This window comes from Halomicrobium mukohataei DSM 12286 (assembly GCF_000023965.1).
Classification (GTDB): domain Archaea; phylum Halobacteriota; class Halobacteria; order Halobacteriales; family Haloarculaceae; genus Halomicrobium; species Halomicrobium mukohataei.
This window is the reverse complement of record NC_013202.1, coordinates 2,674,064-2,698,013: the sequence shown is the minus strand read 5'-3', so window position 1 is coordinate 2,698,013 and position 23,950 is coordinate 2,674,064. Positions and strand designations below refer to the sequence as shown.

General features: G+C 67.5%; 30 protein-coding genes. 14 read left to right on the top strand and 16 right to left on the bottom strand.

What is annotated here, in order from left to right:
• The first annotated feature begins 134 nt into the window (after nt 1-134).
• Nucleotides 135-1,907, top strand: a complete 1,773-nt coding sequence (locus tag HMUK_RS13625; RefSeq protein WP_015763760.1) for a PAS domain S-box protein — start codon at nt 135-137, stop codon at nt 1,905-1,907.
• 12 nt (nt 1,908-1,919) lie between these two features.
• Here HMUK_RS13625 and HMUK_RS13620 read toward each other — a convergent pair whose 3' ends face one another.
• On the bottom strand, nt 1,920-2,942 hold the full coding sequence (locus HMUK_RS13620) for a polymer-forming cytoskeletal protein (protein WP_015763759.1): 1,023 nt from the start codon (nt 2,940-2,942) through the stop codon (nt 1,920-1,922).
• A 136-nt stretch (nt 2,943-3,078) separates the two neighbouring features.
• Between HMUK_RS13620 and HMUK_RS13615 the strand changes: the two genes are divergently transcribed.
• The 4 genes from HMUK_RS13615 (at nt 3,079) to HMUK_RS13605 (ending at nt 5,125) form a co-directional block, all read left to right on the top strand.
• Complete coding sequence (locus tag HMUK_RS13615; RefSeq protein ID WP_015763758.1) at nt 3,079-3,276, top strand: DUF5800 family protein; 198 nt, start codon at nt 3,079-3,081, stop codon at nt 3,274-3,276.
• A 177-nt stretch (nt 3,277-3,453) separates the two neighbouring features.
• A complete protein-coding gene (locus tag HMUK_RS13610; protein ID WP_015763757.1) occupies nt 3,454-4,620 on the top strand; it encodes a thiolase C-terminal domain-containing protein in 1,167 nt (388 codons plus the stop codon).
• Nucleotides 4,617-4,742 (top strand): hypothetical protein, encoded by a 126-nt coding sequence (locus HMUK_RS18055; protein WP_015763756.1) that lies wholly within the window; start codon nt 4,617-4,619, stop codon nt 4,740-4,742. The genes HMUK_RS13610 and HMUK_RS18055 overlap by 4 nt, the downstream gene beginning before the upstream one ends.
• Nucleotides 4,739-5,125, top strand: a complete 387-nt coding sequence (locus HMUK_RS13605; protein ID WP_015763755.1) for a Zn-ribbon domain-containing OB-fold protein — start codon at nt 4,739-4,741, stop codon at nt 5,123-5,125. Before HMUK_RS18055 ends, HMUK_RS13605 begins: the two co-directional genes overlap by 4 nt.
• A gap of 1 nt (nt 5,126) precedes the next feature.
• Here HMUK_RS13605 and HMUK_RS13600 read toward each other — a convergent pair whose 3' ends face one another.
• From HMUK_RS13600 to HMUK_RS13590, 3 genes are all read right to left on the bottom strand, one after another.
• Nucleotides 5,127-6,062, bottom strand: a complete 936-nt coding sequence (locus HMUK_RS13600; protein ID WP_015763754.1) for an alpha/beta fold hydrolase — start codon at nt 6,060-6,062, stop codon at nt 5,127-5,129.
• A 63-nt stretch (nt 6,063-6,125) separates the two neighbouring features.
• Nucleotides 6,126-7,106 (bottom strand): methylmalonyl Co-A mutase-associated GTPase MeaB, encoded by a 981-nt coding sequence (gene meaB, locus HMUK_RS13595; protein ID WP_015763753.1) that lies wholly within the window; start codon nt 7,104-7,106, stop codon nt 6,126-6,128.
• A complete protein-coding gene (locus tag HMUK_RS13590) occupies nt 7,103-7,531 on the bottom strand; it encodes a cobalamin B12-binding domain-containing protein (protein ID WP_015763752.1) in 429 nt (142 codons plus the stop codon). Before HMUK_RS13590 ends, meaB begins: the two co-directional genes overlap by 4 nt.
• Before the next feature lie 104 nt (nt 7,532-7,635).
• On the opposite strand from HMUK_RS13590, the gene HMUK_RS13585 reads away from it, so the two are divergent.
• Nucleotides 7,636-8,214, top strand: coding sequence for a DUF420 domain-containing protein (locus HMUK_RS13585; RefSeq protein ID WP_015763751.1), 579 nt, complete (start codon nt 7,636-7,638; stop codon nt 8,212-8,214).
• A 109-nt stretch (nt 8,215-8,323) separates the two neighbouring features.
• On the opposite strand, the gene HMUK_RS13580 is transcribed toward HMUK_RS13585, so the two are convergent.
• From HMUK_RS13580 to HMUK_RS13570, 3 genes are all read right to left on the bottom strand, one after another.
• Nucleotides 8,324-9,082: an ABC transporter permease gene (locus HMUK_RS13580; protein WP_015763750.1), complete on the bottom strand. Its 759-nt coding sequence runs from the start codon at nt 9,080-9,082 to the stop codon at nt 8,324-8,326.
• The gene (locus tag HMUK_RS13575; RefSeq protein ID WP_015763749.1) at nt 9,079-10,017 is read right to left on the bottom strand and encodes an ABC transporter ATP-binding protein; all 939 of its coding nucleotides are present in this window, start codon (nt 10,015-10,017) and stop codon (nt 9,079-9,081) included. Before HMUK_RS13575 ends, HMUK_RS13580 begins: the two co-directional genes overlap by 4 nt.
• 179 nt (nt 10,018-10,196) lie before the next feature.
• The gene (locus tag HMUK_RS13570; RefSeq protein ID WP_015763748.1) at nt 10,197-10,427 is read right to left on the bottom strand and encodes a SelT/SelW/SelH family protein; all 231 of its coding nucleotides are present in this window, start codon (nt 10,425-10,427) and stop codon (nt 10,197-10,199) included.
• A 66-nt stretch (nt 10,428-10,493) separates the two neighbouring features.
• On the opposite strand from HMUK_RS13570, the gene HMUK_RS13565 reads away from it, so the two are divergent.
• Nucleotides 10,494-11,249 (top strand): sensor domain-containing protein, encoded by a 756-nt coding sequence (locus tag HMUK_RS13565; protein WP_015763747.1) that lies wholly within the window; start codon nt 10,494-10,496, stop codon nt 11,247-11,249.
• A gap of 54 nt (nt 11,250-11,303) precedes the next feature.
• Here the strand turns inward: HMUK_RS13565 and HMUK_RS13560 are convergent, their stop codons facing one another.
• Nucleotides 11,304-11,990 (bottom strand): DUF7546 family protein, encoded by a 687-nt coding sequence (locus tag HMUK_RS13560; protein ID WP_015763746.1) that lies wholly within the window; start codon nt 11,988-11,990, stop codon nt 11,304-11,306.
• The gene (gene cyoE, locus HMUK_RS13555; RefSeq protein ID WP_015763745.1) at nt 11,987-13,405 is read right to left on the bottom strand and encodes a heme o synthase; all 1,419 of its coding nucleotides are present in this window, start codon (nt 13,403-13,405) and stop codon (nt 11,987-11,989) included. The genes HMUK_RS13560 and cyoE overlap by 4 nt, the downstream gene beginning before the upstream one ends.
• 184 nt (nt 13,406-13,589) lie before the next feature.
• Between cyoE and coxB the strand changes: the two genes are divergently transcribed.
• On the top strand, nt 13,590-14,339 hold the full coding sequence (coxB, locus tag HMUK_RS13550; protein ID WP_015763744.1) for a cytochrome c oxidase subunit II: 750 nt from the start codon (nt 13,590-13,592) through the stop codon (nt 14,337-14,339).
• Between the two features lie 92 nt (nt 14,340-14,431).
• Entirely contained in the window at nt 14,432-14,869 is a 438-nt protein-coding gene (locus HMUK_RS13545; RefSeq protein ID WP_015763743.1) for a MaoC family dehydratase, read from the top strand.
• Between the two features lie 104 nt (nt 14,870-14,973).
• Here HMUK_RS13545 and HMUK_RS13540 read toward each other — a convergent pair whose 3' ends face one another.
• From HMUK_RS13540 to btuC, 4 genes are all read right to left on the bottom strand, one after another.
• Entirely contained in the window at nt 14,974-15,240 is a 267-nt protein-coding gene (locus HMUK_RS13540) for a hypothetical protein (RefSeq protein ID WP_223270957.1), read from the bottom strand.
• Between the two features lie 138 nt (nt 15,241-15,378).
• Nucleotides 15,379-16,143 carry a CAP domain-containing protein gene (locus HMUK_RS13535; RefSeq protein ID WP_015763741.1) on the bottom strand — a complete coding sequence of 255 codons (765 nt, stop codon included), beginning with the start codon at nt 16,141-16,143 and terminating at the stop codon, nt 15,379-15,381.
• A gap of 34 nt (nt 16,144-16,177) precedes the next feature.
• Nucleotides 16,178-17,422 carry an ATP-binding cassette domain-containing protein gene (locus tag HMUK_RS13530; RefSeq protein ID WP_015763740.1) on the bottom strand — a complete coding sequence of 415 codons (1,245 nt, stop codon included), beginning with the start codon at nt 17,420-17,422 and terminating at the stop codon, nt 16,178-16,180.
• The gene (gene btuC / locus HMUK_RS13525; RefSeq protein WP_015763739.1) at nt 17,419-18,507 is read right to left on the bottom strand and encodes a vitamin B12 ABC transporter permease BtuC; all 1,089 of its coding nucleotides are present in this window, start codon (nt 18,505-18,507) and stop codon (nt 17,419-17,421) included. The genes HMUK_RS13530 and btuC overlap by 4 nt, the downstream gene beginning before the upstream one ends.
• Before the next feature lie 61 nt (nt 18,508-18,568).
• On the opposite strand from btuC, the gene HMUK_RS13520 reads away from it, so the two are divergent.
• The 4 genes from HMUK_RS13520 to HMUK_RS13505 are packed head-to-tail and all read left to right on the top strand — an operon-like array spanning nt 18,569 to nt 21,323.
• Nucleotides 18,569-19,702: a PGF-CTERM-anchored ABC transporter substrate-binding protein gene (locus HMUK_RS13520; protein ID WP_015763738.1), complete on the top strand. Its 1,134-nt coding sequence runs from the start codon at nt 18,569-18,571 to the stop codon at nt 19,700-19,702.
• 22 nt (nt 19,703-19,724) lie between these two features.
• Nucleotides 19,725-20,003: a signal recognition particle subunit SRP19 gene (srp19, locus tag HMUK_RS13515; protein WP_015763737.1), complete on the top strand. Its 279-nt coding sequence runs from the start codon at nt 19,725-19,727 to the stop codon at nt 20,001-20,003.
• Nucleotides 20,000-20,227 carry an H/ACA ribonucleoprotein complex subunit GAR1 gene (locus HMUK_RS13510; RefSeq protein WP_015763736.1) on the top strand — a complete coding sequence of 76 codons (228 nt, stop codon included), beginning with the start codon at nt 20,000-20,002 and terminating at the stop codon, nt 20,225-20,227. Before srp19 ends, HMUK_RS13510 begins: the two co-directional genes overlap by 4 nt.
• Before the next feature lie 40 nt (nt 20,228-20,267).
• Nucleotides 20,268-21,323, top strand: a complete 1,056-nt coding sequence (locus HMUK_RS13505; RefSeq protein ID WP_015763735.1) for a presenilin family intramembrane aspartyl protease PSH — start codon at nt 20,268-20,270, stop codon at nt 21,321-21,323.
• On the opposite strand, the gene HMUK_RS13500 is transcribed toward HMUK_RS13505, so the two are convergent.
• Together HMUK_RS13500 and HMUK_RS13495 are read right to left on the bottom strand one after the other, a co-directional pair.
• Nucleotides 21,320-22,330: an ornithine cyclodeaminase family protein gene (locus HMUK_RS13500; RefSeq protein WP_015763734.1), complete on the bottom strand. Its 1,011-nt coding sequence runs from the start codon at nt 22,328-22,330 to the stop codon at nt 21,320-21,322. The two genes, HMUK_RS13505 and HMUK_RS13500, sit on opposite strands and share 4 nt — an antisense overlap.
• Before the next feature lie 50 nt (nt 22,331-22,380).
• Complete coding sequence (locus HMUK_RS13495; RefSeq protein WP_015763733.1) at nt 22,381-22,599, bottom strand: hypothetical protein; 219 nt, start codon at nt 22,597-22,599, stop codon at nt 22,381-22,383.
• Between the two features lie 502 nt (nt 22,600-23,101).
• Here HMUK_RS13495 and HMUK_RS17660 point away from each other — a divergent pair.
• Nucleotides 23,102-23,269: a DUF7331 family protein gene (locus HMUK_RS17660; RefSeq protein ID WP_015763732.1), complete on the top strand. Its 168-nt coding sequence runs from the start codon at nt 23,102-23,104 to the stop codon at nt 23,267-23,269.
• 228 nt (nt 23,270-23,497) lie between these two features.
• Here HMUK_RS17660 and HMUK_RS13490 read toward each other — a convergent pair whose 3' ends face one another.
• Nucleotides 23,498-23,911: a DUF3054 domain-containing protein gene (locus HMUK_RS13490; RefSeq protein WP_223270956.1), complete on the bottom strand. Its 414-nt coding sequence runs from the start codon at nt 23,909-23,911 to the stop codon at nt 23,498-23,500.
• Between the last annotated feature and the right edge of the window lie 39 nt (nt 23,912-23,950).

Genomic DNA, 23,950 nt, shown 5'->3' with positions numbered 1-23,950 from the left:
GTGAGTGACACCGCGTCGTGTCGTAACCCGTCCTCGGACGGCCGCCGACTTCCGACCGCTCCGGTGCTGTCAGGCCGATATCGTTTCTCGATCTAGGAGCCGAACTTTTGTACGACGGCGCAAACAATAATCCAGTGCAATCCACGATTCGGATCCTGGCTGTCCGTGGGCAGTCGGAGGACGGTGACGACGTGGGGGCGGTGCTGAACCGGTCCGGTGAGGACTTTCGGGTAGACACCGTCGCAGGGGTCGACGGGATCGTCAGACAGTTCGAGTCGAACGCCGACGCCTTCGACTGTGTCGTCGTCGACCGCGGTCTGTCCTCGCCGCTCGTCCGTGACGCACTCGACGCCGTCCACGAGCGGCGGCCAGCGTTGCCGGTCGTCGTCACTACGGACGCCGCGGCGACGGGGGTCGCCGTCGCCGCGATCGATGCGGGCGCGACCGAGGTCTTCCGGTGGCCGGCGACGGACCAGGCGACGCTGCTGGCTCGACGGGTTCGGACCGCCGTCTCGTCGGCGGCGACGACCGCACGCACTCTCACGCCGTCCGAGTGGACGGCGGTGTTCGAGCACGTCGACTGTGGCGTCGCGATCGTCGAACTCTCCGAAGACGACTGCCGGTATCGCCGGTGTAACGAGCGGCTCGCGGAGCTGGCCGGTACGTCGGTCCCAGAGATCGAAGGCCGGACGCCCACCGAGGCGTTCGGTCCGGAGTACGGCCCCTCCATCGAGGCCCGATACCGGGAGTCGCTGGCGTCTGACGAGCCGGTGTCGCACACGGTCGGTCCCGAGTCACTGGACGGACGTGTGTTCCACGAGGCACAGATCCGGCCGATCGGAAGCGGCGGGGACGCCGAGAAGCTCCTCGTCGTCGTCCGAGAAGTCACGGGCGAACACGAACGCCAGGCGGAACTCAGACAGTCCAGGCGGCGGCTCAGGGCGCTGTTCGAACACTCGCCCGACATGATCAACGTCCACGACGCCGAGGGACGGATCGTCGAGACCAACGCCCAGATGCGCGAGATGACCGGCTACGACGAGTCGACGCTGACCGACATGTCCGTCTGGGACCTCGATCAGGCCGCCGATCCGGAGCGCGCGCTGTCGCTCTGGGAGGAGATGGAACCCGGCGACAGGTGTCGCTCGGAGGGCGAGTTCCTGTGTCGAGACGGCACGACGTTCCCCACGGAAGTCCACATCCGTTGCCTGGGCGTCGACGACGGCGAGCGGTTCCTGGCGATCAGCCGCGACGTGAGCGACCAGCGGGAACGCGAGCGCGAACTCCAGCGCAAGAACGACCGCCTCGAAGAGTTCGCGTCGGTGGTCTCTCACGACCTCCGAAATCCCCTGCAGGTGTTGCGTGGGGCACTCGACGGCGCGGCCGAGACCGGCGATCGAGCGCACTTCGAGCGCGGTCACCGCGCGATCGATCGCATGGAGGACATGATCACCGACATCCTCGCCCTTGCCCGCCAGGACGCCGTGGGCGAGTTCCGGACGGTCCCGCTCGCGAGGATCGTCGAGACCGCCTGGCAGAATCTCCGGACCGCCGACGCGACGCTCGTCGTCGAGACCGACCTGCGGATCCGTGCCAGCGAGCTCCGACTCAGACAGCTCCTCGAAAACCTCCTGCGCAACGCGGTCGAGCACGCCGGTGCGGACACGACGGTTCGAGTCGGGACGCTCCCGGACGGCTTCTACGTGGCGGACGACGGCCGTGGCATTCCCGCGGCCGACCACGACCGCGTCTTCGACACCCAGTACTCGACCGCGCCCAACGGGACCGGGTTCGGGCTCGCGATCGTCTCCGGGATCGCCGAGGCCCACGGCTGGCAGATCACGCTCACCGAGAGCGAGGACGGCGGCGCACGGTTCGAGTTCTCCGGCGTCACGATCGACGAGTGAGGGCCGGCGACATCACTCGTGTGCCTCGACCGGCTCGTCGTCACCGTCGTCGCTCGCTTCCCCCGCCTCCTCCGCGCTCGTCTCGCCGTGTTCGCCCGCGACCGTCTCGTCGGCAGCGGCGACCGCGGCCTGGTCGTCGCCGAGCTCCTCGGCGGCCTCGGCCATCGCTTCGGCCGTCTCGTCGGGGCGGTCGAGCACCTCGTCGGTGTGCATCCGCATCTCGCCGCTGGCTCGCATCGTCCCATCGATGGTGGCGTTCTCGTGGAGTGCGACGTTCTCTGCCACCACGTCGCCCCAGACCGTGACGCCGGGGCCGATCCGAACGTCGCCGCTCCGGGTCGTCACGTCGCCTTTGATCTCCGTCCCGCGGCCGACGGCAACGTCTCCCCTCGCCCGGAGGCTCCCGAAGACCACGCCGTCGCGTCCGACCGTCAGTTCCTCGGCCCGGACGTTGCCGTGGAGTCGGCAGTCGTCGCCGATCGTCGCGGGCGTCGAGACCTGCCAGCGGTCGTCGCTCACGGTCGCGCCGCGAGGGATCAACAGCGGGTCGTGGTCCGGCCCGTCGTCCTCGGTCAGCGAGGAGAGGACTTCCTCGGCGGCCTCCTCCTCGCCGACCCGAAGCAGCTGGGAGAGGTAGACGAACAGGAAGACGATCGTCGGCATCGGGTTGCGGATGACGATCCAGCCGTTGGCCTCGAAGCCGTCTTCGATGTCCACGTCGTCGCCGATGTCGAGGTCACCCGCGACCTTCAGCTCCCCGTCGATCTGGACGCGCTCGCCGAGGTAGGCGTTCTCTCCGACCAACACGTTGTCGTCGACGGTCGACCACATGTCGAGCCGGCAGTCGCCCTCGGCCTCGATGTGGCCGCCGAAGGAGACACGCTCGCCCGCCATGACCGAGTGGCCCCGGACCCCGAAGTCGACCGTGCTCTGGCCGCCGACGATGACGTTCCCGTCGGTGACCAGATCGTGCTCCTCGACGGTCGTGCCGTCGGGAATGCTCAGCCGGTCGAGGGGATCGGAGCCGATTCGCACGCGTACAATACGGCTTTCTGCGGTCTTAAAGCCTCATGCTGTGGATGACGAGCGTCCGACGTGCGTCTGACGCCACGGCCTCGTCGGTCGTCGCCGTCTGCAACCCTTTTTGTTCGTCCTGCGCGTACCGGCGAGCATGACCGTTCTTTCGTTCGACGAGCAGGGTGTCGACGTGGTGTACGACGGAACCGAATTTCGACTGGAGAAGGCGTTGATCGAGGACGCGGTCGGGAAGTCCTACCCGGACGTGACCGACCACGAGGTGCTCAAGATCGTCGAACCCGAGCCCTCCCTCTCGGGCGAGCCACGCCAGATCGCCGAGATCGTCGAGTGAGGCGCGACCGTCCGCTCGCTGCCGGCCTGTTGCCCACGAAGGTCGTAAATCGCCACGAAGGAATGTATCGAACGACCGGTAGAAATAGCGCCGTATTGCGATTCTGACCGGGCGATTTCGTGGCAAGTGGTCACACGGGCGGCAGGCATTTAACTACCGAGACCGATCAATCGGCTAATGACTGACCCACGCGTTGCCGGGGCCGGCGTCACGACGTTCGGGAGCTACCCCGAACGCACTGGCCGTGACCTCTTCGCGGAGGCCGGGCTGGAGGCGCTCGACCAGTCCGGCGTCCCGGCCGCGGACGTCGAGGCACTGTACTACGGGAACTTCATGGGCGAGCTCGCCGAACACCAGGGCCATCAGGGGCCGCTGATGGCCGAGATGGTCGGTGTCGACGCGCCCGCGACGCGCTACGAGGCCGCCTGTGCCTCTGCCGGCGCGGCGATACGGAGCGCCGTCCAGGCGATCCGATCGGGCGAGGCCGACGTGGTCATGGTCGGCGGTGCCGAACGCATGACCAACATCGGGACCGCCGGGGCGACCGACGCCCTCTCGATCGCGGCCGACGACCTCTACGAGATTCGGGCCGGCATGACCTTCCCCGGAGCGTACGCGCTCATGGCGCGCTCGTACTTCGAGGAGTACGGCGGCTCTCGGGAGGACCTCGCACACGTCGCGGTCAAGAACCACGAGCACGCGCTGGTCAACGACCACGCCCAGCTACAGAAGGAGATCAGCGTCGCCGACGCACTGGAGGCCCCGATGGTCGCCGAGCCCCTCGGACTGTACGACGCCTGTCCGATCACCGACGGCGCTGCGGCGGCGATCGTCACCAGCGAGGCCTACGCCGCCGAGCACGACCTCGACGCGCCGGTCCGGATCTCGGGGACCGGACAGGGCGGCGACAACCTCGCGCTCCAGGACCGCGCTCACTACGCACAGACCCCTGCCGCCGACAAGGCCGCACGAGAGGCCTACGACGACGCCGGGATCGGGGCAGACGCCGTCGACGTGGCGGAGGTACACGACTGTTTCACGATCGCCGAGGTGCTCGCACTGGAGTCGCTGGCGCTGTTCGAGCGCGGCGAGGCCATCACGGCCGCCCGCGACGGGACGACGACTCGCCACGGCGAGTTGCCGGTGAACCTCTCGGGCGGACTGAAAGCGAAGGGGCACCCGGTCGGCGCGACCGGCGTCGCACAGCTCGCGACGATCGCGTGGGTCCTCGACGGCTCCCATCCCCGCGCCGACGCGGTGCCAGACGCCACCGTCGGCGTCGCCCACAACGCCGGTGGGACGGTCGCGAGCACGACGGTCCACGTACTGGAGGTGGGCGAATGAGCGAACGACGTGGCGCGAATGCGCCCGCCTCGGGAGTGCGCTGCTCTCCCGGCGGTCCCGCGAGCGAGCGGGGCGAGCGAGCGGGCAACCGACAGACCGCGGGTCTGGAGGTGGGCGAATGACCGACCGCGCACGCGACGGCGCGTTCGACGACTGGCTGGACGCGCTCGCGACGGGCGATCCCTACTACCTCGGCTGCGAGAACGGCCACGGCTGGCTGCCGCCCCGCCGGGTCTGTCCCGACTGTGGCTCGCGCGAACTGTCCCGAGAGACGCTCCCCGACGCGGGAACGATCGCGACCCACACGGCCGTCCACGTCGCCACGCCGCAGTTCGAGGACGACGCGCCCTACGTCACTGCGATCGCGGACTTCGGACCCGTCTCGATCACCGGCCTCGTCCGCGGGGTCGAACCCGACGCCGTCGAAATCGGGACGACCGTCGGGATCGAGATCGGCGAGCGGGAGACGACCGGCGAGCAGGCCGTCGTCTTCCGGCCGCGATAGCTCACGCGACGGCTTCGTCGTACTCGCCCCGAACCACGTCGACGAACTGGTCGGGGTGTTCCGCGTGGGGGACGAGCAACGCGTCGTCGAAGACGACCAGCCGGGCGTCGGCCTCGTCTGCCAGCTCTCGGCCCTCCGAGAGGGGCGTGATGTCGGCGTCCCGTCCCCAGACGAGTGTCACCGGCACGTCGAGGGCAGCCAGCTCTGCCGACAGGTCGATCTCGCTGTCGAGGAACCCGCTCACGAACGACGCGGGGGCGAATCGAGCGCCGGGCTGGTGGCCCGACTGCCACTCGTAGTCGACGATCTCCTCGTCGAGGTTGTCCACGTCGTAGTACCCGTGGTCGTCGTGGAAGTACCGTAGCGAGGGCTTGCTGACGACGAGGTTGTAGATCCCCTGTCCGAGTATCGGCGAGCGCAACAGCGAGCGCAGCCACGTCTGGCGTCCGCCCATCGACGTGGCGGTGGGACTGATCAGCACGAGGTGCGCTACGTCCACGTCCCGTGCCGCCAGAGCGGCGTAGGAGCCGGTCAACGACGACGCGACGACGGTGGCGTCGGTAGTGTTGTCGGCCAGAAAGTCCGTGACGAACGTCGTCAGTAGCGACGAGGAGTACAGCAGCGGCGGCCGGTCGGAGTGACCGAAGCCCGGCAGGTCTGGTGCCAGGACGTGGTAGTCCTCGGCCAGGTCCTCGAAGACGGCGTGGAACTCGTGGCTCGACGCGGCGGCGTTGATGCCGTGCAACAGGACGAGGTCCGGATCGGACGGATCCCCGGCCTCGGTGTAGGCCACGTCGAACCCGCGCCAGCGGTAGGTCCGCTGTGTACCCGAGAGCAGCGGTTCGAACTCGTCGGCCCGCGCCGCCAGCAATCGGTTCGCGACCGCCGTCAGCCCGACCGTGCCCGCAGCGACTCCCAGGAGGTTCCGGAGTTTCATATCTCAATGCAAGTGCCTGTCGGATAAATAATCACTGCCCGAACCGCGACCCGCGGCGGTGGGTCAGTCCTGACTGGGCGCGTCGAGACACTCTCTGAGCGGCGCGACGATCTCCTCGGTGACGGTGTACGGGTCGGACTCGCGGGCCACGATCTCGTCGACGTACGCCTCGATCCCGCCGCGCTGGGCCAGCTCGGCTTCGAGCAGGTCGTTGGTGTCTGCCCGCACCAGCGCCCGGATCTCGGCGGCGTAGCGAGAGCGCTGCTTCGCCTCGCGCTGGCCCGACGCGTCGAGGTAGTCGAGGTGGTCGTCGACCGCCGCCATGAACTCCTCGACGCCCTCGCCGCTGTCGGCGATCGTCTCGATCACCGGCGGCTCCCAGTCGTCTGCGTCGCTCCCGGCCCGCCCCTGGCCGTAGTGGAGCATCTCTTTGAGCTGCTGGACGGTCCGGTTCGCCCCGTCGAGGTCGGCCTTGTTGACCGCGAACAGGTCGGCGATCTCCAGAATGCCCGCTTTGAGCATCTGCACGTCGTCGCCGCTGTCGGGCGGGACCAGCACTGCGACGGTGTCTGCCGTTCTGACGATGTCGATCTCGTTTTGCCCGGCACCGACGGTCTCGATGATGACCCTGTCCTTGCCGAAGGCATCGAGCGCGGTGACCGCGTCGGTCGTCGCCGTCGACAGCCCGCCGAGCGACCCGCGTGCGGACATCGACCGGAAGAACACGTCCATGTCCCCGGCGTTCGAGCCCATTCGGATGCGGTCGCCCAGCACGGCCCCGCCGGTAAACGGCGAGGAGGGGTCGATCGCGATGACGCCGACGGTCTCGCCACGCTCCCGGTAGGTCGCTGCGACTTTGTCGACCAGCGTCGACTTGCCCGCGCCGGGCGAGCCGGTGACGCCGATCACGTCGGCCGATCCGGTGTGGCGGTGCAGTTCGGAGACGATCTCGCGGTACCCCGGCGAGCGGTCCTCGATCTTGCTGATCACTCTCGCCAGCGCCCGGTGCTCGCCCGCGAGCAGATCTTCGACGAGGTCGCTCATCGCTCGCGGTCGGGCGCGTGCTCGCGAACGTACTCGATCATCTCGTCCATCGACGCGCCCGGACCGAAGATCTCGGCGACGCCCAGGTCGCGCAGTTCGGCTTTGTCGTCGTCGGGGACGATCCCGCCGACGATGACGAGCGTGTCCTCGAACGCGCCGTACTCTTTGAGCCCGTCGAGGATCTGTGGGACCAGCGTGTTGTGCGCACCCGAGAGAATCGAGATGCCGAGCACGTCTACGTCCTCCTGTACGGCCGCCTGGACGACCTCCTCGGGGGCTCGGTGGAGCCCGGAGTAGATCACTTCGAAGCCGGCGTCGCGGAACGCCCGCGATATCACGTGTGCGCCTCGATCGTGGCCGTCGAGTCCGACCTTGGCGACGAGACAGCGGATGCGTTGCCCCTCCGTTTGCTGGTCCGCACTCATGACAGGTCCTACCACGCCGACCGGTTTCACTCTGACGGTGGCTGGCACCCGCCGGTCCGGGGCGACCGGAAAGCACAAACACGCTGCGGGACCGAGATCGAACAATGGCAGTCCCACAACTCCAGTCGCGTGCTCGTGCTCGACCGCGTGTGGTCACGGCCGTCCTGTCGCTGATCGGATACGCACTGGTCGCTGGCGCGTTCACCGGAACGCTCCCCCTGCCCGAGATCTCGACGGACGCGGTCATCTTGCTCGGGGACGCCATCGCCGTCGTCAACTTCTTCGCGCTCTGTTCGATCCTGGCGGGCGTCTACTTTATCAGGAACGACGCGGTCCGGAAACACCGGGCGGCGATGCTCACCGCCTTCGGGCTCATCATGCTCTTTCTCGTGCTCTATCTCACGAAGGTCGGGGCGGGCTTCGAGAAGGAGATCCTCGCCGAGGGGGTCGTCTGGGGTGCCTACATCGCGATGCTCGCCGTCCACATCCTCCTGTCGGCCGTCTCGGTCCCGGTCGTGTTACACGCCGTCGTGCTCGGCCTGACTCACTCGCCGGCAGAGCTCCGAGAGACGATCCACGCCCGCGTGGGACGTATCGCGGCCGCCGCGTGGTCGCTGAGCCTCTTTCTCGGCCTGGTGACCTACGTCATGTTGAACCACATCTACATGTGGCAACCGCGGTAGTGTCCCGGCGGCGTCGGCCCGTTCCGGTCATACGGACGGTTGTAGGAATGTACCGGTGAGCGTCGCCACGGGGTAGACGCTCACCGGTACGGAACGACAACGTTCCGTATCAGTCCGTCCGAGGGAGCGCGAGCGCACCGGCGAAGAAGACCACGACACCGACGACCGTCAGCACCGCGAGGTGTTCGACGCCGCCGGCCACGTCGCCCCGCGTCGCGACCGCACGGACGCCCCGCGAGAAGTACGTCAGCGGCGAGAGCCACGTCGGCAGCCACCCCGGCAGCAGGCTCGTCGGGACGAACGTCTCCGAGAGGAACAGCAGCGGGAGCGCGATCCCGTTGGAGGCCGCGATGACGCCGTCCTGTGAGTCGGCGTAGCTCCCCAGCAACGCGCCGACGCCACAGAACAGCGCCACGCCGACCGCGACGAACAGCGCCGTGAGCACGACCGTCGCCGGGGTCACCACGATCGACGCGCCGGTCAACAGCACCATCACACCCAGCACGAGCAGACTGGCGAGGCCGATGACGCCAACGTTGACGAGGGTCTGACCGACCAGCCACTCCGGGCGGGTCAGCGGCGTCGTCGCGAGCTTCTCGAAGCGGTTGCCGTCGCGGTGCCGAGCGACCTCGCTGCCGACGCGAGACAGCGGGGTAAAGAGGACGACGACCGCGAGATAGCCCGGTACGTAGAAGGCCGGGGACTCGGTGAACAGCCCGCCGTCGCCGGGTCTGGTCTGGACCAGTGCCCCGAAGATCACGACGATCAACAGGGGGAAAAAGAACGTAAAGAAGACGGCCGTCCGTCGCCGCAGGAAGGCCTTCCGGGCGGCCGTGAGTTCCGCACCGATCCGACCGACGCGGCTCACGACTGCTCACCCCCGACCGCCGCCGGACGACCCGCACCGCCCTGGACCGCACCGACGGCGTCCCCGGTCAGTTCGAGATAGGCGTCTTCCAGATCGGGCTCGCTCCAGGCGAGTTCGTCGTACTCGACGCCGGCCCCGTCGAGCGTCGCGACCACGCCGCCGATCTCCGCGGGATCGACGTCGAACACGACCAGCCGGTCCTCGCCGACCTCGACCGGTCGATCCAGCGTCTGTGCGACCGACGGGTCGAACGTCCCGCCGACCGTGAGCGTTCGCTGTCCGCCGTACTCGGCGACGAGCGCCTCGGGACTGTCGACCGCGACGAGAGAGCCGTCGGCCAGTAGTCCGACCCGATCGGCCAGCCGGTGGGCTTCCTCCATGTAGTGGGTCGTCACGAGGATCGTCACGCCGCGGTCGGCCAGTCCAGAGAGCAGTCGCCACAGCGAGCGCCGGCCGGCCGGATCGATCCCCGTCGTCGGCTCGTCGAGCACGAGCAGGTCGGGGTCGTTGATCAGCGCCGTCGCGACGCAGGCCCGTCGGCGCTGGCCGCCGGACAGTTCCTCGTACCAGGTGTCGGAATCCTCTTCGAGACCCACGTCCGCGAGCACGTCCTCGACGGAGCGAGCGTCGTCGTAGAGCCCGGCGTAGTACGAGACCAGCTCCGTCGCCGTGAGCCGCTCGTGTGGCGTGAAGTCCTGTGGGAGCAGCCCGATCCGAGCTCTGTCGATCGCCGTCGGCGACTGGCCGAACAGTTCGACTCGTCCCGCCGCGTCGGTCGTCCCCGTCAGCGCTCGCACGAGCGTCGTCTTTCCAGCGCCGTTGGGGCCGACCAGCGCGAACACCTCTCCCGCACCCAGCGACAGCGACACGCCGTCGACCGCGACCGTGTCCCCGTAACTGCGGCGTACGTCTTCGGCGACCAGTACCTCGTCCATACGCTGTGGTCCGGTCGTGTCGCCGAAAGACGCTTCGACTCGCCACCGCGCTCGGCCGCGGTGTGCTATAGTAACAATTGAAACGATTCACACACCGATCGCACTGCTGTCGTGCGATCGGGTGTGCATTGATTTTCAATGGCTACTATACCCCGGTCCGAAAGCGACACGCACCCCGCTCACAGCGCCGACCGAACCGTCCGAACGACCTCGTCCAGTTCGGCGCTGTCCTCGGCTTTGTCGTACACCGTCTCGCCGTCGACGTTGACCCGGAACACGCCGTGGTCGCCCATCACCAGCGACAGCTCGTCCAGCTCTCGCTCACAACCGTTGAGGATCGCCTCGCTCATCTCGATCGCTCGCTCCCGGAAGCCACACGGAACGCAGTACTCGATTTCGACGGTGCTCATACGGACACCTCTCGCGGAGCCCGGAAAAGAGTGGTTTTTTGCATTGAGCCGTTGATACATATCTGTATGAGTCTCCGTTCCCGCCAGATCAAGGGACATTCGCTGTCGTCCCCGCCGGTCCTCGGTGTCGTCGTACGGGCACAGACCTACAAGAACCTCCTCTATCTGGCGTTGACGTTTCCGCTCGGCCTGTTTTACTTCACGCTGCTTGTTGCCGGCGTCCCACTTGGAGTCCGCCTGCTCTCGGTCGTCGTCGGCCTGCCGGTTCTGATCGGGGTCCTCGTCGTCTCCGATCGGCTGCTCGTCTTCGAACGCTGGCTGGCCTGTCGGCTGCTGGACTGTTCGATCCCGCTGGATCGAGACACCGAGACCGACGACTGGCGCGATTACGTCAGACAGCCGATCACCGACCTCGGGACGTGGGTCGGCATCGCCTACCTGGCGGCGAAGTTCGTCGTCGGCGTCGTGACGTTCGTCGTGTTGACGGTGCTTTTCGTCCTCGTCGCCAGTCTCCTGCTGGCACCGCTGTACTACGACTCGACCTCGCTTGGCTTCTACCTGACCGGTCCCGTGGAGTTCTCGCTGTCCTACGTCGTCCAGTTCTGGGACGGTGCGGCGGTGATCACACTGCCCTTTACCATCACTTCCTGGCAGGTGACGACGCTGCGAGAGGCCCTCGCCGTCTCCGCCGGAGGCGCAGTGCTCGGACTCCTCTCGCTGCACCTCTGTAACCTGCTCGCACGCGTTCAGGGATGGCTCGCGACGGTCGCCATTCGCCCGCGGCCGGTGGACGTAGAACTCCCGTTCTATAGTAACAATTGAAACGGTTTACACACCGATCGCACTGCTGTCGTGCGATCGGGTGTGCATTGACGTTCAATGGCTACTATAGCCGCGCTGCCAGCCCGGTCGGTAGTACAGCAGCGCGATCGTCACGAGGAAGACGACCGTCGAGAGCAGGTATGACTGATCGTACAGCTCACCGGCCAGCGCCGCGGAGCCGCCCAGTACCGTCGAGAAGATCGACGCGAGGATCGGCCACGAACAGGAGACACACGAGAGCAGTCCCAGCACGCCCGTGATCGCCGAACCGGCCGCGTCCAGCACCGTCGCGTACACCAGGTACGCGAGCGCGAGATAGCCCACCAGCTGGTAGGGAATGACGCTCACGCGGAGGTGGTCGCTGTTGAGCAGTACGGCCGGTGCCCAGCCCGGTGGCAGCGAGAACCACGCGACGCGGAACTGCGTCGGAAACTCCGGGACACCCCCGCCCCAGAGCCCGCCGAAGTAGGTGAGGAGCCCGAAGTACGCCACTGCGACGACGAGCCCGATCACCCGCTGGCGGTCGGACGTTCGCGGGACCTCCGCACGTGCGAAGACCCACAGCGAGACGTTGATCCAGACGAACGGGATCACGAGCGGCTCGACGCCGGTGACCTGACTGCTGGCGAGGAAGACGTAGCCCAGGACCAACAGCAGCTCCGTGTTGAGGACCAGCAGTCCCCACAGGAGGGTCCCCCGGTCGAGTTCGAACCGGCCGATCGAGTACGTGGTGGCGCTCATACTGCGAGTGCGTCCACGACGATCGCGATCAGCAGCGCCCCGAGGTAGGCGTTCGAGGCGTGGAACGCTCGGAAGGCCGCCTGCTCGGTCCGTTCGCGGTGGAGCCGAACGACCGCCCACAGGAAGACGGCACCGAGCAGCGCCGTCGTCACGGTGTACAGCGCACCGAGTGACGTGATCGAGACCATGACGCCGGCCGCGACCAGCGTCGCGCCGAGGTAGTAGACGATGTGCTTTCGCGTCTCAGTCTCGCCGCGGACGACCGGCATCATCGGGAAGCCGCCCCTGGCGTAGTCTTCCTTGTACGCCAGCGCGAGGTTGTAGAAGTGAGCGGGCGTCCACAGGAAGATGATGCCCGCCAGTGCGAGCCCGGGCAGGTCGAAGCTCCCGGTGACGGCGACCCAGCCGATCAGCGCTGGCAGCGATCCCGCGAACCCGCCGATGACGGTGTTCTGGACGGTGTTGGGCTTGAGGACGAGCGTGTAGACGACGCTGTAAAACAGGATCGCCGCCAGTCCGAGCGCGGCCACGATCGCGTTGACCTGCCAGAACAGCGCGAGGGAGGCCACGGCCAGTGCGATCCCGAAGGCCAGCGCGTTCCGGACCGGGAGCTGGTGGGTCGCGATCGGTCGGTCGGACGTTCGGTCCATCCGCTTGTCGATGTCGCGTTCGAGGACGTGATTGAACGTCCCCGACGCGCCGATCGCGAGCACGCCCCCACCGAGGGTCAGCAGGATCGTCGACGTCGCGAGGCTCGGGTTCGCGGGGCCGGCGACGTGTGCGGCCGCCAGTGCCATCCCGGCCGCCGCGACGAGACAGAGCAGCCACATCAGCCGGGGCTTCGTCAGCCGGAAGTACGCGAACGCGGTCGCGGTGATGCGCTCGCGGGTCGAGAGCGCGCCGATCGGCGGCCCCTCGGGCTCGTCGTCGTCGACTTCGGGCACCTCGACCGTTTCGGTCACCGGCGTCTCGTCGTCGGTCCCCGTCTCGGCTTCCAGTTGCCACGCCAGCGCGCCCACGAGGGCGGCGAAGATCGCCATGCCCGTCGCGAGGTGGGCACCCGGGAACGGAGTGCCAGCACCGTTGAGCGCGACGAACGCGCCGAGCGCGATCTGGACGGGATAGAGGACCAGCGCGACTGCCAGCGTCCCCAGGACCCGTCGTCTGGCACCGGTACGGATCCCGACGGCGGCCGCCCCGACTACCAGCACACCGACCGCGGCCGCGAGCAGCCTGTGGGTCCAGGCGATCGCGAGTCCCACGTCTCCGAGAATCGGCCCTTCACACGTCGGCCACGTCGAACAGGCGTGGACGGCGTCGGCGATCGAAGTCGTCGCGCCAGCGACGACCAGCAGGTAGACGCCAACCGCACTCGCGGCGAGCATCGTCGTGAACCGTGGGCGGCGGCCGTTCATCGTTCGTTGTCTCCTTGTTGGAACCTATGGATGCCTGCACTTAGACCCCCTGATTCGCCCCCGATCGCTGACCTGACCCCAGCGCACGTCGGCGCGACCGACCGCCTCGAACTGCGACCCCGGCGGCGGGCACTGGCTCAAGACAGCAGCTATTTACCTCCGAAATACTAAGCGCCGAATACGCATGAAGAGACATCGAGTCGGGCTCGTCGCGCTGTTCGGGGCGATCGCGTTCGCCGCCCTGACACAGCCGGCCGTCGCCCAGACGTCTGCCTCGGAGACGTCGGAGCTCATCTGGGGGCTCAACATGAACCTCCTGTACGTCGCGATCCCGATCACGGTGCTGGTCGAGGGCATCCTGATCTACACCGTGTGGCGGTTCAGCAAGAACGACGAGCCGCTCCCGACGATGGAGAACCGACGCCTCGAAATCACCTGGACGGTCGCGACCGCGATCATCCTCCTGTTCGTCGGCGTCGCGTCGTATCAGGTCATGGCCGAGCCGATGGTCACCGCCCAGTCGACACAGCAACTCGACACTAGCGAGGAGCCACTCGAAGTCGAAGTGGTGGCCCAGAAGTACGCCTGGACGTTCAACTACAACGGTACCGCCGCCAACACGTCCCAGGAGTACAGCGCCGACAACAGGCTGAGCAACGGCGGGACGCTGGTGTTGCCGGCCAACCGGACGGTCCGGCTGTCGGTCACCTCGACGGACTGGCTCCACGCCTTCCACGTTCCGGGGCTCGCGCTGAAACAGGACGCCATGCCCGGACAGCACAACACGATCCAGACACGCGTCACCGAGACCGGCACCTACCAGCTGTACTGTGCCGAATACTGTGGCTCGGGTCACTCGCAGATGCTCGGTGAGGTGCGCGTTCTCCCGCAAGACGAGTACCAGAACTGGGTCGAGGACCAGCAGTCTTCCTGACACTGTCGGCGCTCTCTTCGCGACGAGTTTTCTCACCCGATGGGAGACCACCGACGAGGTGGCTTTTTCTCCCGCGGGTTTCTCTTCCGGGTATGGAGTACTTCGAGGAGCTCACGGTCGGGCACACGGAGTCGTTCGGTCGCTACGAGGTCACCGAAGACGAGATCGTCTCGTTCGCCGAGCAGTACGATCCACAGTCGTTTCACACCGACGCCGACGCGGCCCGGGATTCGATGTTCGGGGGGCTCGTCGCGAGCGGGTGGCACACCGCCGCCATGACGATGCGACTGCTCGTCGACGAGTACATCGCGTCGTCACGCGCGCTCGGTGCGGCCGGCGTCGACGAGCTCCGCTGGCGAAACCCGGTCAAGCCGGGCGACGTTCTGACCGTCGAGACGGAGATCGTCGAGACCGAACCGTGGGACGAGAGCCGCGGCCTCGTGCACGTCGCGATCGAAACCACGAACAACGATGGAGTCCCGGTCCAGACGATGACTGCGCTGGTCCTCTGGGAGCGAAAGGAAGCGTAATCTGGCGGCGATCGGGCGTCGCTCGCGCCACCGTCGGGCAGCGAGAAGCGCCGCCGGCCCCTCTGGAAGTAGGGATCGACCGTGCGACAGCGACGAAGGGGGACTCACTCGACTGGGAGTCGGTCCCGGGCAGACTCGGGACTCCGATCGACCAGCTGCTGTCCGCGTGCGGTCAATCGATACAGCGGCTCCTCCGAGACCCGTTCGAGCACGCCGTTGGCCGCGAGCCGTTCGCAGTACCGCTCGAACTGTGTGTTGTCCATGCCGAGCTGGTACGCGATCACCGGCCCGTACTCCGGTCCCGTTCGTGAAAGCGTCGCGAGGATGTCGCCGTCGTTGGGTTCCATCCAGTCGACTCCTGGGGTAGTCATCTGTCGTTACCGTCTAACCATGTGTATTGGTACCATATAACACTGTCGGTGGGTCGGGTCGCGACTCGGCGGCGACTCCTGGACTGGCACGAGCGGACAGAACGGGATCGATAGCGGCTCGCGGGCGAGACCGGCCGACTACTCGCAGATCGCCGTCGCCGCGTACACCCTGCCGTCGTCGGTGACAGTGACGCCGACGGCCAGCAACTCGACGCCCCTGTTGACCAGCGACGGTCGGTAGGTCGACGAGTCGAACCAGTTCTCGACGAGCGCCGTCGCGACCTGTGATTCGTTCCCGTTGAACCGGCGCTGTCCGCCTTCCTGGTAGGCCTGGCCGGCGACCGTGCTTCCGACGGCCTGGAACTTGTTGGTTGGCCGGATTATGTCGCCGGTCTCGGGGTCCTGGTACTGACACCGACCGTACAGGCCCGCGTTTTCGTACCGGTCGGAGCTACTGTTGCCACCGGCCGAGAACGTCACACTCCGCTCCTGGGCCATCGCCTGGCTGTGCGATCGGACCATCGTCCGGAGCCGCTGCCAGGTGGTGGTGTCGTTCCTGAACGTCTCAATTTCCCGTTCGGTGCGCTTCTCGTTGATGGCCGCGAGTACCTCTCGCTCGATCGCTTCGCTGTCGAACTCGCGGGCGGGGACCGTCGTCTGAACCGGCGTCGCGGTCGCGGTCGCCGTCTCCGTCGATTCGACGGCCGTCGCCGTCTCGTTGGAGGCTGTCGCTGTCGACGTCGTGGCGTCACCGCCACCCCCCGTGGCGGAGCCGTCACTGGAGTCGGTATCGGGGACCGCTGTCGCGTCACCGCCACCGAGTTGCGTCCCGATCAACACCCCGACGCCGAGCGACGTCAGGACGATGAGGACGAGAATCCCCACGATGGCTTTGTTGACCATAGCGTCCGACGCTTGCAGGTCGCCCCATGTAAGTCTATATCCCTCGGCGGCTAACGTGTCGGCCGGCGTCTGCCCCGACCGACCGCACGGTCGCCGCCACGTCGTCGAGCCCGCTCGTGGTGACTCGCTCGCGGAGCCGCTCGTAGCGACGCCGCTGGTCCGTGCCAGCGCGGTCGCGCTCGTCGAGCGGTCGCTCCTCGACGACGACGGTCTGCCCCGCCTCCGCGGCCAGGTCGAGCAGTCCCCCGTCCGGCGTCAGCGTGAGATCGGCGAGCACCGTCACGTCGGCCTCGTCGATCCGCTCGCCCGCCGCTGCGAGCGTCGACCCGTCCAGCGCCGACATCGGCGGGACGGTCTCGGTCGGCACGTCCAGTCGCTCGCTCACGCCGAGCAGTTCGTCTCCCTCCGGCACCGGGCCGGCAGTGACCCCGAAGCCGGCAGCGTGGAGGCGCGCGACGACTGCCGCACCAACGCGCCCGCCACCCAGCACGTGGACGGACCGCCGCTCGTCGCCGGTGTCCGACAGCGGTGTCACCGTCGGCGCTCCCGTGACGGGGTTTCGCGTGACGACACTCTCCATGTCGAAACTCGTCGCCAGCGCGTCTGCCGTGAGCACGTCGGCCGGCGCGCCCGACGCGACGACCTCGCCGTCTGCGAGCATGACCAGGCGATCGCAAAAGCGTGCGGCGGCCTCCAGGTCGTGGATCGCTCCCAGCACGGCCCGGCCGTCGGCCACGAGCTCGCACACGAGCGAGAGCGTCCGTGTCGCGTGGTTCACGTCGAGACTGGCCGTCGGCTCGTCGAGGACGAGCGCCGGAGCCTCCTGAGCGATCGCGCGGGCGACGAAGACCCGCTGGCGCTCGCCCCCGCTGAGCGTGCTGATCCGCCGATCGCGAAACGACGCGGTCGACGTGCGTTCGAGCGCGCGCTCGACGGCGTCGCCGCCGTCGTCGGAACCGAAGCGCGAGCGATGCGGGGTCCGGCCCATCGCGACCACGTCCTCGACGCTGAACGCGAACCGCGTTCCGGTGTCCTGGGGGACCGTCGCGACGCGGCGGCTCCCGGCCCGCGAGGAGAGATCGCTCATCCGATCCCCGTCGACGAGGACCCGCCCCGCGTCGGGATCGATCGCGCCGTTGACCGTGCGCAACAGCGTCGTCTTGCCCGCGCCGTTCGGACCGACGAGTCCGACGAACTCGCCGGCCGGAACCCGCAGCGACACGTCACGCAATATCTCTGTGTCCCCTAGCGACACGTCTACGGATTCGACCTCGATCATACGGTGTGGACCTCCCGTCGCCGGAGCAAGTACAGGAAGAAGGGCGCGCCGATGGCGGCGGTGACGATCCCGACCGGTACTTCCGCCGCGCCGCTGCGGGCGAGCGTATCGGCGGCGACGAGAAACGACGCGCCAGCGAGCGCGCTGGTCGGCAGGAGAATCCGGTGGTCGGGGCCGACCAGCAGGCGCATCACGTGGGGAACGACGAGCCCGACGAAGCCGATGACGCCCGTGACCGCGACCGCGGCCGCGGTGACGACGCTCGCCAGCGCGAGCAAGATCCGCTTGGTTCGCTCGACTTCGATGCCCAGCGCGTGGGCGTCGGCTTCGCCCATCAGCAGGACGTTCAGATCGTGGGCGTAAGCGTAGAGGACGCCGACGGCGAGGACGGCCACGGGCAGCGTCGCCTCGACCTCCGCCCAGGTGCTGTTGTGGAGGTGCCCCATCAGCCAGAAGACCGCCTCGCGGAGGCTCTCGCCCGACTGGACGAGCATGTAGGAGATGACTGCGCCGAGAAACGTCTGGACGGCGACGCCGGCAAGCAGTAGCGTCGCGACCGGCGTCTCGCCGTTCTGGGTCGCGATCGCGTAGACGCCGAAGGCGGCCAGCAACGCGCCGGCAAACGCCATCGCGGGAAGCGGGAGCGCGACGGTGAACACGATCGCGGCGACCGCGCCGACGGCCGCCCCGGACGAGACGCCGATGATCGACGGGTCCGCCAGCGGGTTCCGGAAGAACCCCTGCATGACGGTGCCGGCAGCCGCCAGCGCGAAGCCGACGACGGCACCGAGGACGATCCGCGGCAGGCGGATCTGGCGAACGATCGTCTCGCTGGTCTCCGGCACGTCGAAGGCGAAGGGGTAGCGGTACTCGACCGACGGGACGGGAAGCGAGAACTCGACGCCGAACAGTCCGGCGTGCTCGCTCTCCAGGGCGAGGCCGACCGGGACGCCGACGGCGTTGGTCGCCGCCCTCGCGACCGTCGGCAGGTCGATCGAGACCGGCCCGATCGTCGCACTCGTCAGTACCGTCGCCAGCAAGATCGCGGACAGCAGGGAGAAGACGAGCCAGTGACGGGACGACACGGTTCCAACCACAGTTGGGATAGACAAGAACTTATTGTGTTCGCCCGGACGGGACAACACGATGAGACGATTCAGTGCGGTGGTGTTCGCGGCAGTGCTCGTGCTCTCTGCCGTCGCCGTCCCGGTGACGGCGACCACGAGCGACGTACAGAGCGACGGCTGTGAGTTCCCTCACTCGACGACCGACGCGACCGGCACGGAGGTCACCCTCGACAGCGCGCCAGACCGCGTCGTCGCGCTCCAGCCCAGCGACGCCCAGACGATGTGGGAGATCGGCGCGCGCGACCAGGTCGCGGGTATGCCCCGGAACGCCAACACGGCGTACCTGAACGACACCGGGAACCGAACGGACGTGACCAACGACGACGGCACGACCGACGTGGAGGCCGTCGTCGGGGCGAACCCGGACCTCGTGTTGGCAGCCAACGCGACTCGCAGCGACACCGTCGACCAGCTCCGGAACGCGGGGCTGACGGTGTATCACTTCCCGCTGGCGACGAGCCTGGACGACATCGCGAACAACACCGAGACGGTCGGTCGGCTCACCGGCAACTGCGAGGGCGCGACCGAGACCGTCGCAGAGATGGACGAACGCGTCGAGACCGTCCGAGAGACGGTCTCGGATCGCGACCGGCCGCGCGTCCTCTACTACTTCTACCAGTACACCACCGGCAACGAGACGCACATCCACGACCTGATCGAGACCGCGGGCGGCCAAAACGTCGCCGCCGAGGCTGGCCTCTCGGGCTACCAGCCGATCAACGCCGAGGTCGTCGCGGACAGCGACCCGCAGTGGCTCGTCTACCCGTCTGACGCTTCCCAGCCGACCGGTGCGCCGTACAACGAGACGACCGCCGTCCAGCGGGAACAGGTGCTCTCCGTCGACGCCAACTACGTGAGCCAGCCCGCCCCCCGCGTCGTCCTCGCGCTGGAGGCGATGGCCGAGGCGTTCCACCCGGACGCCTTCGAGACGGCGACCACAAGCGCGACGCCAGCGACGACAGAGTCCGCGACGCCCGACACGATCACCGAAAGCGAGACGCCCGACACCGTTACCGAGAGCGCGACGCCGGACATCGTGACCGAGAGTGCCACGGTGACGACAGACGGGAGCGGTCCCGGCTTCGGCCTCGTCGGCACGGTCCTGGCCCTCGTCGCGACGCTCGCACTCGGCGTCCGTCGGAAAGGCTCATAAGGCCCACGCGGCCACTGCACGTATGGTCGAGAACGTCATCTGGCCGGCCGCGCTCGACGCGGCGCTGTCCCGCAACGAGGGCCGGCGTGTCTCGCGCGAACAGGCCGTCCCCGAGCCGACGGTCGACGAGATCGCGAAGGCAGTCCAGCAGGTCGGTTACGACGCCGTCATCGAACGCGAGAAGACGTATCCCCGCGAGTACGAACCGCGGGGGCGCGTCCTCGTGAAAGACGCCGACGACGCGACCAAGAGCGACCTGCTGGGTGCCGTCGCGGCGTACCTGCAGGCCCTGCGGGCATGAAACGCGTCGGCGAGGTCGTCCGGATCGCACAGGGGCTGGCGATCGTCCGCTCGGGCGACGACGGCTACCCCGGCTTTGGCACCGAGGTCGTGACGGAGGATCTCGCGACTGCCGGCTCGGTGGTCGACGTGTTCGGCCCCGTCGAGAACCCCTACGTCGCCGTCACGCCCGACGACGAGGTGCGGCTCCCGACGCTGGTCGGCCAGCGGCTGTACGCCCGGTAGGCTCCGAAATCCTCATACCTGCGGCGACGGAGTCCAGAGCATGGAGGAGCGAAAGCGCGTCGCTCTGGGGCTCGGGATCGTCGTCGCGATCTTCCTGTTCGTCCAGCTGGGCGCTCTGGCGCTGGTCGAACCCTTCGACCAGGTGTACGATCCGGTCGAGAACCCCCAGGACCCGACGAACACGATCTACTACGTCGTCGCCATCCTCGTCGCCACCGGCGTGATGCTCGCGGCGTTCAAACTCGGCGTCGACGAGCTGATCCGGTTGCTGGTGGTCGGCTCCGGTGCCTGGCTCTCGCTGTACGTCTTCAGCGTCCTCGTCCCGCCCGCACCGCCGGTGTTAGGGATCAACGCCATCGCACTCGCCGGTGCGGTCGCCATCGGTGTCGGCCTGTACGTCTACCCGGAGTGGTACGTCATCGACACCGCCGGGGCGCTGATGGGAGCCGCGGGAGCCGGGTTGTTCGGCATCAGCTTCGGCGTCTTGCCGGCGTTGCTCCTGTTGACCGTGCTCGCGGTCTACGACGCGATCAGCGTCTACGGGACCGAACACATGCTGACGCTTGCGAACGGCGTCATGGACCTGAAGGTGCCGGTCGTGCTGGTCATTCCGCTGACGCTGTCGTACTCGTTTCTCGACAGCGACACTCCCGACGCGACGGCCCAGACGAGTGCCGAAGACGACGGGAGCGCCGCGGACGACGACACGGCGGCCACGCCGGTCACCGACAGTGACGGCGGCGTAGCCGTCGACGCCGACGACCCCGTGGAGGGGGTCGCCGAGGAAGGCCCGCTCGAACGTGACGCCCTGTTCATCGGTCTGGGCGACGTGGTGATTCCGACCGTGCTCGTGGCGAGTGCCGCACACTTCGCGGGCGAGACGACGCCGGAAGTACTGTCGATCCCGCTACCGGCGCTGACTGCGATGGTCGGATCGTTCGTCGGACTCGCCGTCCTCATGCGGATGGTACTGAAAGGACGCGCACACGCCGGCCTCCCGCTGCTCAACGGCGGGACCATCGGCGGGTACCTCGTCGGCGCACTCCTCAGCGGCCTGACGCTGATCGACGCGCTCGGGCTGGCACCGTACTTCTAGCGTCCCGTCAGCGCTTCGCTGGCCGGCGCGAACTCGATCTCCTCGCCGAGCCCGCGCTCGCGCGCTCGCTCCAACAGCATCTGTGCGGCCGCGACCGTCTCGATGGCCGTCCCGCCGCTGTCGAACAGCGTGATCTCGTCTTCGCTGGTCCGGCCTTGCGCCGTGCCGGCGACGATCTCGCCCAGTTCGGCGTGGACGTGGTCCTCGTCGACGACGCCCTCCTCGACGGCGTGGATGAACGCACCGGCGTCGTTCGCGACCCGCTCGCGGAGGTCCGTGACGTACGTCGCCCGCTCGATCGTCGTCGCGTCGACCTCACGTTTCTCGGGGTGGTACTGGCCCATCGCCGTCACGTGGGTGCCCGGTTCCAGCTCCGAGCCGTCGAACACCGGTTCGCTGGCGTTCGTGGCCGTTACGACGATGTCTGCGCCCTCGATGGCCGCCGACGGCGACGCGACGGCCGCGACGGTCGCATCAAGCTGTTCGTTCATCTCGGCCGCGAAGGACATCCGGCTGTCGGCGGTCGGAGAGTACACTTCGACGCGCTCCAGCTCCCGGACCGCGGCGGCGGCCTTCAGCTGTGCGCGCGCCTGCGCTCCGCTCCCGAACAGAGCGAGGTCGTCCGCGCGTGGCGGGGCGAGTTCGTCGATCGCGACGCCGCCGGTCGCTCCGGTCTTGAAGGGGTTCAGCGACGCGCCGTCGAACACCGCGAGGGGATCGCCGCTCTCGGCGTCGAACAGGGGCAACACGAAGTGAGCGTCCTGCCCGCCGAAACCGGCGGCGTAGGTGTAGCCACCCATCGCGCCCACCGTCGGCAAGATTGCCGTGTATCCCGTCAGCATTCCGGCCGGTGAGTCGGCGTACAGCGTCGTTCTGGGCCGGGCCGGCGCGCCGTGGCCTCGGTCGCGGTAGCCGTCGCGAACGGCTTCGACGTACTCCGCCATCGTCGCGAGTCCGTCGATGTCGTCACTCGTCAGGAACAGCGTCGGTTCGTCGGAAGCGGACATACGACCACCTTCGAGGCGAGGGGGTAAGAAAACGTCGCGGCGACGGGGATCTAGTCTGCGATCTGCGCCGACTCCGATCCGCTCGCGGTCGCCGGCGGCGAGTCGACCGGCGCACGGACGAACATCGCGTGTCCGATCAGGCCGACCGCGACGACAGACGCCATCGGAATCGCCGTGGTCAACGGGATGCCACCGATCACGAGTGTGCCGGAGATGCCTGCGAGCGCGACCGGAATGAGACCGAGTACAAGATCGTAGTATCCCGTCATGAATGTGATTATTGGTATGATGAATACACGTATAAGCGTTTCGCATAATTACTGAATTATCGTCTCTATAGGCATTCTGTAGTTCTTCTGTCGCCATTGCAAATTCAATCTATAACTTATGAATAGCTACTCGGTAGAGAACGTGTGTTTCAGGCCCCAAACCGTCGAAGCTTGATACGGAACGTTGTAGTTGCTTACCGGTGAGCGTCTACCCCGTGGCGACGCTCACCGGTGAATTCCTACAACCGTCCGTATGAGTCCTATTGGGAGAGCTTCACTTGTCGTCGTCCCGACGCAGGCTGGTGTCACGAACGCCGTCGCCCTGGCGGGGATCAACCACTGCCTAGCGAGATATCTGCGCTGATAATCGAAGTGTATCGAAGGAGGCCTGTCAGACAGTGAATTATCTGACGTGATAACTAGGGGGTCGCGCTTAAGGGATCCGGCCTGCAACCGGAGAGCGGAGGGACAGAGGCACACCCTACTGCTCCCCTCGATACCTATGAGCACGAATGCCACGGACGACGTGACGGACGCCACGACCGACGAGCAGACTCGGCGATACGCCGAACTCACTATCGGTGACGACGAGTTCGTGATCTACGACCGGGAGAACCATCAGGCGTGGATCCAGTCGACGGTGGCACTCGACGTAGGCACGCTCCAGTAGACCGGTCGCGTGGCACGCGGTCCCTCCGGGACGGGGCACTCACCACTGGCACGACACCGCTGTACGCGTCCCCGCCGAAACGACGGGACCAGCCGATCGCCGGCCACAGACCGTTTCGATCGGGGACGATTCTTCACGCTCTCACCGTCTCGTCACTCACACTGAGAAGCGACCGCCGTGTCGCCGCTCGGCGCTACGGAGTGGCGACGATCGTGACAGCCAGCGGTATCAGAGCACCACCGACGCGACGGCACGCCACACGAGCAACAGGACTCCCCCGACGATCGTCGAGACGATCGCGAACGTGATCGCGGCGTTACCGGGGAAGACGGCCGTCGCCCGGAGCAACTGGGCGACGACGACTGCCACGATCCACGCCGGCACGATCAGCGACACCGCCCGCCCCGGTGACCTGATCGCGTCTCGCGTGTAGAGTCCGCCACCGACGGTGACGACGGCGAGTCCGATCAGGAACGGCGCGAGCGTTCCCGCGACGCGGCCGGGCTGTGCGATCGGGTCGACGCCGTGGGTGATCTCGCCGATGCCGACGAAGATCGTCACCGCGAGCACGTCTCCCAGCGCGAGCAGGACCATCGACAGTTCCGGATCGACGCGCCGGCCGACCGACGAGGAGACTGACATACCCGCGTCTCGGAGTTCCATCGTCTTTGTTCTCCCGTT